Source organism: Parendozoicomonas verongulae, assembly GCF_009711465.1.
GTDB lineage: Bacteria > Pseudomonadota > Gammaproteobacteria > Pseudomonadales > Endozoicomonadaceae > Sansalvadorimonas > Sansalvadorimonas verongulae.
Genome location: NZ_SMME01000757.1, coordinates 1 through 10197, shown reverse-complemented (window position 1 = coordinate 10197; position 10197 = coordinate 1). Strand labels below are relative to the sequence as shown.

Sequence of the window (10197 nt, the reverse complement as noted above, 5' to 3'; positions counted from 1 at the left end):
AGTTATAGGTGTCGTTTCCAGAGCTGGCAAGCGCGCCCCCTTGCGAAAACTGAGGAACCGGTTAAGGCCGGGTGTCTGCCAACTTGCCGGTACAACTCCCTCTATTGTCATTTTTAAACAGCAGTTTGCCTTTTTTGATCATTTACCTGACCTGCACTCCCCCCTATATTCACAACACCTGTGCATAACAAAGAAGAGATAAGCCAGATGAGCAGCACCACACAGAGCTATCCCAAGATTATGGAGCCACTGGACCTCGGGTTCACTACTCTCAAAAACCGGGTGATGATGGGCTCCATGCACGTTGGTCTTGAAGACCGCCCCTGGCATTTTGGAGAAATGGCCGAGTACTTTGCCGAACGCGCCCGTGGCGGTGCAGGTCTTCTGGTTACTGGCGGTTTTGCTCCCAATCGTGAAGGTGACCTTCTGCCCTTCGGCTCAAAACTCATCAGCAACTGGCAGGTGCCTTTTCATAAGAAGGTCACCAAAGCTGTGCACGACGCAGATGGCAAGATTCTTCTGCAAATTCTCCATGCCGGCCGCTACGGTTATACGCCATTTAATGTTGCACCGACTGCCATCAAGTCTCCTATTACTCCGTTTAAGCCCCGGGAACTGAGCAGTCGTGGCATTTACAAAACCATCGACGACTATGTTCGCTGCGCGATTCTCGCCCAAAGAGCCGGTTACGACGGCGTGGAAATTATGGGCTCCGAGGGGTACTTCATCTGCCAGATGATTAACAAGCGCACCAACCACCGGGATGATGAGTGGGGTGGTTCGTATGAGAACCGTATTCGTTTTGCACTGGAGGTTGTCAGCCAGATTCGTGAGGCCGTTGGTGAAGAGTTCATCATCATGTTCCGCCTCTCTATGCTGGACCTGGTGGAAGGTGGTTCTATCGTTGACGAGGTCGTGCAACTGGCGCAGGCGCTGGAAAAACGCGGCGTTACTATTATCAACAGTGGTATCGGCTGGCATGAAGCCCGGGTTCCCACCATCGTAACTTCCGTACCCCGTGCTGCGTTTGTAGACGTCACTGCCAGGGTAAAGTCATCAATTTCTATTCCCGTGGTGGCCTCCAACCGGATCAATATGCCGGATGTGGCGGAAGAGATCGTATCTTCCGGCTCAGCAGACATGATCTCTATGGCACGCCCCTTTCTGGCCGACCCTGAGTGGGTGAACAAGGCTGCCGAAGGCCGTGCCGACGAAATTAACACCTGTATCGCCTGTAACCAGGCTTGTCTGGATCATACCTTTGAAGCCAGGCGGGCAAGCTGTCTTGTCAATCCTCGTGCAGCCCATGAAACTAAATTACTCTACACGCCTGTTCTGAATGCCCGCAAAGTCGCTGTGGTGGGCGCAGGCCCTGCCGGTTTAGCCTGTGCGACAGTAGCCGCTCAAAGAGGTCATCAGGTGACTCTTTTTGAAGGCCGCAGCGAGATTGGCGGGCAGTTCAATTACGCCAGTATGATTCCCGGCAAGGAAGAGTTTAAGGAAACCATTCGCTACTACCTGAAGCAAATTGAAGTTCATAACGTAAACCTGCAACTCAATACCCGGGTAACAGCACAGGAACTGAAATCCCAGGGCTTCGACGACATTATCATTGCCAGCGGTGTTGAACCGCGCATTCCCAAAATGCCCGGTGTCGATCATCCGAAAGTGGTCACCTATCAAGAGGTGCTCAGCACGGATATCGAGTTGGGAAAAAGTGTTGCCGTTATGGGTGCAGGAGGTATCGGCTTTGATATGTGTGAATACCTCACCCACGAAGGCCGATCCATTACGTTAGATAAAAGCGCCTGGATGAAAGAGTGGGGTGTGGATAGTAAAAACGAAGTGCGCGGCGGCCTGGTAAAACCGGATATTGAACCATCTCCCCGAAAGGTTTATATGCTTCAACGCAAGAGTTCATCGTTCGGCAAAGGTTTGAACAAAACCTCCGGTTGGGTACACCGTGCCGTAGTAAAGATGAAGGGCGTAGAAACTATCGGAGGCGTGTCCTACGACAAAGTGGACGACGCTGGTCTGCATATCACCATCACCACAGGTAAACAGGGCGAAGAAGTGCAAGAGCAACGGGTTCTGGATGTGGATCACATAGTACTGTGTGCCGGTCAGGTCAGCGTGAATGCTCTGTACCAAGAGCTGGAGCAGGAAGACAGTAAAAACTTCACGCTGCACCTTGTTGGAGGGGCAGAACTGGCGGGTGAGCTGGATGCCAAGCGAGCGATCAAGCTTGCTAGTGAGTTAGCTGCAGCCTTATAGAATCGTTTCTTCTTTCGCATGCGGCATAATGCTCTTTGCATTAAGTATCCGGGTACTTATGCCGCTACATCTTCACCTTCACGTTCTGGAACACCTTTCTGGCAACGAAAGGCGTTCGTAAATTAACGAACCTGGAGGGGAGCTCCCAACCTCCAAGGGATTGAATGACCTGATACTCGGAAGACCTTCGTCCGGTATGTGCAGCTATGGCAATAGGCTCCATAGTACTGCCCAATCGGGTAAATAGAAGAGTCGCTGTGTTATCGGTTCCTTTCTCTCCGGCAGACATATGATAGATTTGTGTAGGTTGGCCCGCTTCACTTGCCAGCGCCTTCCAGCCATCCCCACCAGACGACAAAAGCCTTAGATCATCCCAGTGTCTGCAGTTTTCAATTTTTTCAAGGCATTTATACACCTGTTGCTTACGTTGTACAGTGTCGGCCTGCGCGGCAATAGTATCTTTCAAGGCTTTGTTAACCTCAAAAGTATTCAGCTTCTGCCTCGCTTGATGCGCAGGTGAGAACCAATCCGGAGTAGACGCTCTCTTGCCCCCTTTTCGGTGCCCTCCTTTTTTTCTGGGACTGGGCTGTGTAGCACCAGCGATGCTCTCCAGGTTGTAGACTTCACAAATGTCTGGATTGTCTGTCGATGAAGCAGCCTGATCTGGCAAACCTGCTTTCTTTTGCAGGTGCTGAATGATGGCTTTATTTAAAACCGAAACCACAAAAGGATTTGCTTTCGTTATCTCAAAGAGCTCTTTCTCGGAGAGTCTGCCCTTTCTATCCAAAACCAGTTCACCCAAAAGGGCATTTCTAAGACTCATCTCATATTTGCAGGGCAGAGTATCCAACATGGTCTGGAACCAGACGAAGGCATCCTCATCCTCATCTTGAACATCCTTCATAGACATGCCAATCGCAGTAAGGATTTCACGGGGGTCATCAATTGAGTTCAGAAAATAAGCGGCTACCAGCACAAGTTCCCCATAAAAAGATCGGAAGTTTCTTTGGGTGTCCTTACTATTTAAAAATTTATCAAGGTCATTGTACATACACTGCTGAACAGCATGGCATTGCTGCACTCGGTTCATAGCCCCCCAGTCTGGGTGCCGTTGGTACACATCCTCCAGGTATTCAGCAATTCCCTCCTGAAAGGCATCCAGCCTCAGACATTTCACAGCCTCATCGGCATTTCTCATGGCGTAAATATTGCGAAAAAATGCTGTTACTATCTGAAGGGACTTTTCCTCCCTTAACTTAATAAAATAAGGGTTCCTCTGAAGTAAACGCCTTGTCAGATTGATGGAGCGAAGCGCACAACTGCTAGAAATGTGTATCAGGCAATATTTAAAACATTTGTAGCCTGCAAAACAACAAAGCCCACCCAAAGACACTCCAACCGCTGCCCGTGTGGCAACAAGACCATGGGTAGCAATACCCTTGAGAAGCGTCCCCCCTAGAAAAGAACACAGATGGTTGCCCGCAAAGTAACCAGCAGAGCCTCCCACTAGTAAGCTCCCAGCGCCTGAAATAATTTTGATATTGCGAAGTGTTAATTTGTTAAAAGTAAAATCAAAAAGCCAGCCTTTAAACTTGATCCAAGAGTATTCACCAGGACGATAGAGATAAGAATTCTCAGTAGATCTGACTTGTCGCAGCTCTCTAATCAGGCGCTGGTAGCGCCGGGTTTGAAGCTCGCGCTGTGTTCGCATCCGTACCTGCGTTCTCTGTGCGAGAGTCGCATTTGCTCCCATACGCAACCGGTGCTGATAAGCCATAAGAAGTCTCTCTAAATTCTGTCAATAGCAACTTAGACAGGCTTCAATACTGCGAGTTTGTTAGTGGCACTAACGAGGTGCTTAGAGACCCTGGACTTCCGCTCGCAGTTCTCTGGCTACAGCCACCATGTTCCCCAGCGCCGCCTCCACTTCCGGCCAGTCACGGGTTTTCAGGCCGCAGTCCGGGTTTACCCACAACCGCTGGGCTGGAATCTTTTCTGCAGCCTTTTTCATCAGTTGCTTAATCCATTTCTTCTCCGGCACATTAGGGGAATGAATATCGTAAACGCCAGGACCAATCTCATTGGGGTATTCAAACCTCTCGAACGCATCCAGCAGCTCCATATCGGAACGGGAGGTTTCAATGGTAATCACATCTGCATCCATAGACGCGATGTACTCAATAATGTCGTTAAACTCGCTGTAGCACATATGGGTGTGAATCTGGGTTTTGTCTTGCACACCACTGGCGGAAATACGAAAGCTTTTGGTTGCCCAGTTCAGGTATGCAGGCCAGCCCCTCTTCTTCAAGGGTAAGCCTTCCCGAATAGCGGGCTCGTCGATTTGAATCACTCCGATACCGGCTTTTTCCAGATCTATCACTTCATCCCGCAAAGCCAGCGCCAGCTGCAGGCAAGACTCTTTGCGGTCCACGTCTTCACGGGGGAATGACCAGCAAAGGATGGTCACTGGCCCTGTAAGCATGCCTTTCATGGGCTGCCTGGTTTGCTGCTGGGCAAAACGGCTCCACTCTATTGTCATGGGACAGGGGCGGGAAATATCTCCTACAATAACTGGCGGCTTTACACAGCGGCTGCCGTAACTCTGAACCCAACCGTTGGATGTGAAGGCGAAGCCGTCCAACTGCTCGCCGAAATATTCAACCATGTCATTACGTTCCGCCTCCCCATGAACCAGAACATCCAGCCCCAGCTGTTCTTGACGGGCCACAACATCCTTAATTTCCGACTCCATCTGCGAACGGTAACTGGCTGCCGAGAGCTCACCCTTTTTGAACTGTCGGCGCACCCGGCGAATCTCCGTGGTTTGCGGGAAAGAGCCAATCGTTGTAGTCGGGAACAGGGGCAGGTTCAGCGCCTGCTTTTGTATCTGAGTGCGGGCAAAATAAGGTGAATGTCGTTTATCCATCTCATCACTGATGTTCTGCACCCGTTGTTGCACAGCAAGATTATGGACACGGGATGATACACGATGCTGCTGAACAACCTGATCAGACAATGCTTTAAGAGCTAACCCGGAATCACTGGGCTTGCCAGACACCAGTGAAGCAATAGCGGCAACCTCTTCGCACTTTTGAACGGCGAAAGCCAGCCAGCCTTTCAACTCATCATCCAACTTGTCTTCACCAGCAACATCCACTGGTACATGCAGCAGAGAACAGCTGGGTGCAATCCACAGTCGTTCACCTAAACGCTCAACAGCATTCTGCAGGCTGTCCACAACACCGCTGATATCAGCCCGCCAGATATTCCGGCCATTCACCACGCCAACAGACAGAATTGTGTGGGGAGAAATACGATCCACCAGTGTAACAACCTGTTCTGGTGCTCTCACCGCATCAACGTGAACACCGGCAACCGGAAGGCTGGCCACCAGTGCAGCATGACCATTCAGTTCACCAAAATAAGTGGCGAGAAGAATTTTCACCTTCGCACTTTGCAGGCGGTTATACACACCTTCAAAGGCTTGCTGCCATGGATAAGGGAGGTCGAGAACAAGAATCGGTTCATCCATTTGAACCCACTCGATACCAAGGGCGGCAAGCTCGGCCAGTGCTTCGCCGTAAACATTCACAACATCGTCCAGCAACGACAACCGATCAAACTCTTCTCCCTTCACTTTGCCCAGCCACAGCCATGTGAGCGGCCCGACCAAAACCGGCTTTACCTTATGGCCGAGGGCCAGCGCTTCTCTGGTTTCTTCCACAATGGCGCGGCAGCTGAACTCGAAAGCCTGCCCTTTATGCAGCTCGGGAACGATGTAGTGATAGTTGGTATCAAACCACTTGGTCATTTCACTGGCAGCAGCAGGTTCACCACTGGGTGCGCGGCCACGGGCGATGCGGAAAAGAGTGTCGATATCGCTGAGGTTAGTATCGTCCTGCACAAAACGGCTGGGCACAGCCCCCAGCATCAGAGAGGTGTTGAGCACCTGATCGTACCAGGCGAAATCCCCGGTGGGGATAAGGTCGAGCCCGGCATCCCGCTGGAGATTCCAGTGTAAGGCTCTTAGTCGCCTGCCCTCTGCCAGCAGCTCGTCTTTGGAAAGCTCACCCTTCCAGTAAGTTTCCTGTGCTTTCTTTAATTCCCGTTGCGCACCAATTCTGGGAAAACCCAGTGTGTGCGATATAAGCTGAGGTATCGGCAACAGTGCTGACATAAGAGACTTCCTATTCGATTAAGTACCCGGACCATTGCACTTTCCGGCAACACCCAAATTCAATACAACTCATTATTTTGAACTTCAAATTGAGAAGACCTAAGTGCCCGGGCCATTGCTTTCGAATAGTGGTGACTAGCGGAAAAAGACGCCGTCAGCCTATGCGAAAGCAGTGGTTTGGGTACTTAATATAGACATCCTACAGAGAACGAATAATAAAAAAGGCTTATCTTTTTGAACTGCCTGAAAACCCTTTATGTTCGCAAAACCAAATATCTACACTTACGACAGTGGATTTATAATTCCAGGATCTGGCAGATGAGATTCTGCCTCAAGTGCGTTTAGCAGGAGGGAAGTCGGGGAAGCCTTCTTCTCAAGTTTGGACGGTGTGTGTTCGGTATAAGCCGTCTATGCTTAACGGCCATCATTCACTGGCCAGGGGATATGCTGTTATGGTGTCTTCTATCAAACGTTCTTTCGTTTTTTATCTGGGCCTTTTCTGTATCAGTCTGAGCACACTTCTTACTGGTTGCAGGGACGATAATACAAAACCGTCCGATGAAGCTCCTGTACTGGAGGAAGACGTGGTGGTTGTTGAGCCCATTACATCAAAAGAACCCAGCCAGGAAACAAGTGTCCCCATTCCCGTTGCTGATGCCTCTCACGAAGAAGAGATTGAAAAAATTATTCAGGATGAAGGCGTCACTTTTGAAGATGTGGATACCGTTTTCCATTTTGGCTTTGATAAAGACACCCTTGCGGAAGATGCAATGAATGAGTTGCTCTCCCTGATTCCCGCACTCCAATCTATGCCGGGAGTCATTGTTATTGAAGGGCATACTGATGCTCGTGGCCCCATAGGTTATAACAAGTTACTGGGGATGCGTCGTGCACAGGCGGTTGCTAAAGTGCTTATCGATAACGATATAGACAAAAAGCGGTTAAAGCTCACCAGCTATGGCAGTGAACACCCTCTGGCTCGTGGTGATGACGAAGCCAGTTATGCCGAGAACCGGCGTGTAGAACTGTTTGTGAATGCAAGCAATTCAGACGACAAATCATAGTGGGGTTCATATGGAGCAAGGGGGCATACACTTGCCCCCTTGCTCCATTATGAAGGTTATTCTTCCGGGCTTTCGGGTGTGTCTTCTGCAGTGTCAACGACTGTCTCTTCAGCGCTTTCAGGGTTGGCTTTTTCCAGATCTGTTACACGCTTTTCCAGTGCTTCAACCATCTCCCGAGTCCGCTGAAGAACGGCAACCTGACCGTCAAACTCCTCACGAGTGAGCAGTTCCATCTTGCTGAAAGCATTGGTCAGGACGGCTTTTACATTTTTCTCAAAGTCTTCCTTAAGAGGGTGCCCCTGCCCTACGATATCCTGCAGTTTTTCGGCAATGGAACCAATGAAATCGGCTTTACCAGTCATACATTCCCCAATCTCTGAAATTATCTGGGAGCAGAATACCTATGGGGCTGGGCTGCGTCAAAACTGAGCCTGTGCACCATCAAGGTGCACACCTTGCCCCGATAATGATTCCCCAGTGCATATCTGTGCATCATTGCTGACCACTCACACAAAAATTACCCTGCTGAAACCCCGCAACCCTATGAAAAATAATATATTTTCCCATATGGCATGATGACTGCTACCTAGCCAGACAAGTGCGCATACTCATGCGATACGAATGCTGGCGATGCCGGAATTCGGATTTTGATTGGCACTCTTATATCAATAACATCAAAGGCGTAGAATTGCCCTGTTCCCTCAGGACAAAAACGATAACAGCTTTGGTGTTGTAGAAATTGCCAGGTCATCCGCTCCACACGATCACCGGCGCATCAATCAGGAGATAAGCTAATGAAGTTAGTTTCAGCGATTATCAAGCCCTTTAAGCTCGATGATGTCCGGGAAGCACTTTCCGACATTGGCGTTCAGGGTATTACCGTGACAGAAGTTAAGGGCTTCGGTCGCCAGAAAGGCCATACCGAGCTCTATCGTGGTGCAGAGTACGTTGTGGATTTCCTTCCCAAAGTAAAAATTGAAGTTGCCATTGGTGACGACCTGCTGGATCAGGTTATCGAATCTATCACCAAGGCCGCCAACACCGGCAAAATCGGTGACGGCAAAATCTTCGTGACCGAACTGCAACAGGCCATCCGTATCCGTACTGGCGAAACCGGCACTGCAGCGATTTAAAACAGCATTTCCGAGCAAGTCCTGAATAAAGTGCGATTGCCGATGTGGGCGGCACTCGCAAATTAAAGAATAAAAATCCTGGGGGTTACTTAAGATGGAAAACCAAATCTTCCATTTGCAATATGCAATGGACACCTTTTACTTCCTCGTGTGCGGTGCACTGGTTATGTGGATGGCCGCTGGTTTCTCCATGCTGGAAGCCGGGCTTGTGCGTTCCAAGAACACCACTGAAATTCTTACCAAGAACGTGTCCCTGTTCGCCATCTCCTGCACCATGTACCTGATTGTTGGTTACGACATCATGTATGGCGGAGGTGTTCTTTTAAGCGGCGTTCTGGTTGGTGACACGCACGTGACCGACACACTGGCTGATTTCGCAGCCCGTGAAGACGGTTTTGAAGGTGGCGCTATCTACTCCAGTGCGTCTGACTTCTTCTTTCAGGTTGTATTCGTAGCAACCGCCATGTCCATCGTATCCGGTGCTGTTGCCGAGCGTATGAAGCTGTGGAGCTTCCTGCTGTTCGCGGTTGTGATGACCGGTTTCATCTACCCAATGGAAGGCGCATGGACCTGGAACGGTGAGTCCGTATTCGGTTTGTACACACTGGGCGATCTTGGTTTCTCCGACTTTGCTGGTTCCGGTATCGTTCACATGGCGGGTGCGGCTGCCGCTCTCGCTGGTGTTCTGCTGCTGGGTGCCCGTAAAGGCAAGTACGGCCCTGACGGTGAAGTGAACGCGATGCCTGGTGCAAACCTGCCTTTGGCCACTCTGGGTATGTTCATCCTGTGGATGGGCTGGTTTGGCTTTAACGGCGGCTCCGTTCTTAAGCTGGGGGATATTGCTAACGCCAACAGTGTAGCTATGGTCTTCCTGAACACCAACGCTGCGGCGGCCGGTGGTCTTGTTGCTGCTCTGATCACTGCACGACTGCTGTTCGGTAAAGCCGACCTCACCATGTGCCTGAATGGTGCACTGGCAGGTCTGGTTGCCATCACGGCCGAGCCAAGCACTCCGACTCCAGTCGAAGCGACTCTGATCGGTACTATCGGTGGTGTACTGGTTGTGTTCTCCATTCTGGCTCTGGATAAGCTGAAGATCGATGACCCTGTCGGTGCAATCTCCGTACACGGCACTGCTGGTCTGTTCGGCCTACTGGTTGTTCCTTTTACCAACAGTGATGTGACCTTCACCGGTCAGCTGATTGGTGCAGCAACCATCTTCGTGTGGGTATTCTGTTGCAGTCTTGTAGTTTGGGGCGCCCTGAAGGCGATCACTGGAATCCGGGTGAGCGAAGAGGACGAGTACGAAGGTGTGGATATCGCGGAGTGCGGTATGGAAGCTTATCCTGAGTTTACTTCTAAATAAGCACTTTCAAACAAGAGCTAGTTTTCAACAAAATTTGTGATTTTTAATAAAAAGCCCCCGACAGTTGATATTGTTTGGGGCTTTTTTCTATATAAGTCTGATATTATGAATGCACCCTCAATAATTATATGAGCGAAACCTAAAGCCACAAAGGATTCGTGACGTTGGCTTAACCTCTACGTC

Annotated in this window: 7 protein-coding genes; 4 read left to right on the top strand and 3 right to left on the bottom strand. The window is 50.1% G+C overall.

Annotation, left to right across the window (positions count from 1 at the left end):
• Positions 1-207: 207 nt before the first annotated feature.
• Entirely contained in the window at positions 208-2274 is a 2067-nt protein-coding gene (locus E1189_RS05465) for an NADPH-dependent 2,4-dienoyl-CoA reductase (RefSeq protein ID WP_155159034.1), read from the top strand.
• Between the two features lie 64 nt (positions 2275-2338).
• Here E1189_RS05465 and E1189_RS05460 read toward each other — a convergent pair whose 3' ends face one another.
• Together E1189_RS05460 and metE are read right to left on the bottom strand one after the other, a co-directional pair.
• Positions 2339-3472 (bottom strand): hypothetical protein, encoded by a 1134-nt coding sequence (locus tag E1189_RS05460; protein ID WP_155159033.1) that lies wholly within the window; start codon positions 3470-3472, stop codon positions 2339-2341.
• A gap of 660 nt (positions 3473-4132) precedes the next feature.
• Positions 4133-6451: a 5-methyltetrahydropteroyltriglutamate--homocysteine S-methyltransferase gene (metE, locus tag E1189_RS05455; RefSeq protein ID WP_155159032.1), complete on the bottom strand. Its 2319-nt coding sequence runs from the start codon at positions 6449-6451 to the stop codon at positions 4133-4135.
• A gap of 452 nt (positions 6452-6903) precedes the next feature.
• Between metE and E1189_RS05450 the strand changes: the two genes are divergently transcribed.
• The gene (locus tag E1189_RS05450; protein WP_196221232.1) at positions 6904-7515 is read left to right on the top strand and encodes an OmpA family protein; all 612 of its coding nucleotides are present in this window, start codon (positions 6904-6906) and stop codon (positions 7513-7515) included.
• A gap of 56 nt (positions 7516-7571) precedes the next feature.
• Here E1189_RS05450 and E1189_RS05445 read toward each other — a convergent pair whose 3' ends face one another.
• Positions 7572-7877 (bottom strand): accessory factor UbiK family protein, encoded by a 306-nt coding sequence (locus E1189_RS05445; RefSeq protein ID WP_155159030.1) that lies wholly within the window; start codon positions 7875-7877, stop codon positions 7572-7574.
• A gap of 432 nt (positions 7878-8309) precedes the next feature.
• On the opposite strand from E1189_RS05445, the gene glnK reads away from it, so the two are divergent.
• Both glnK and E1189_RS05435 read left to right on the top strand, forming a co-directional pair.
• A complete protein-coding gene (gene glnK / locus E1189_RS05440) occupies positions 8310-8648 on the top strand; it encodes a P-II family nitrogen regulator (RefSeq protein WP_155159029.1) in 339 nt (112 codons plus the stop codon).
• A 94-nt stretch (positions 8649-8742) separates the two neighbouring features.
• Positions 8743-10014, top strand: a complete 1272-nt coding sequence (locus E1189_RS05435; RefSeq protein WP_155159028.1) for an ammonium transporter — start codon at positions 8743-8745, stop codon at positions 10012-10014.
• Positions 10015-10197 lie beyond the last annotated feature (183 nt).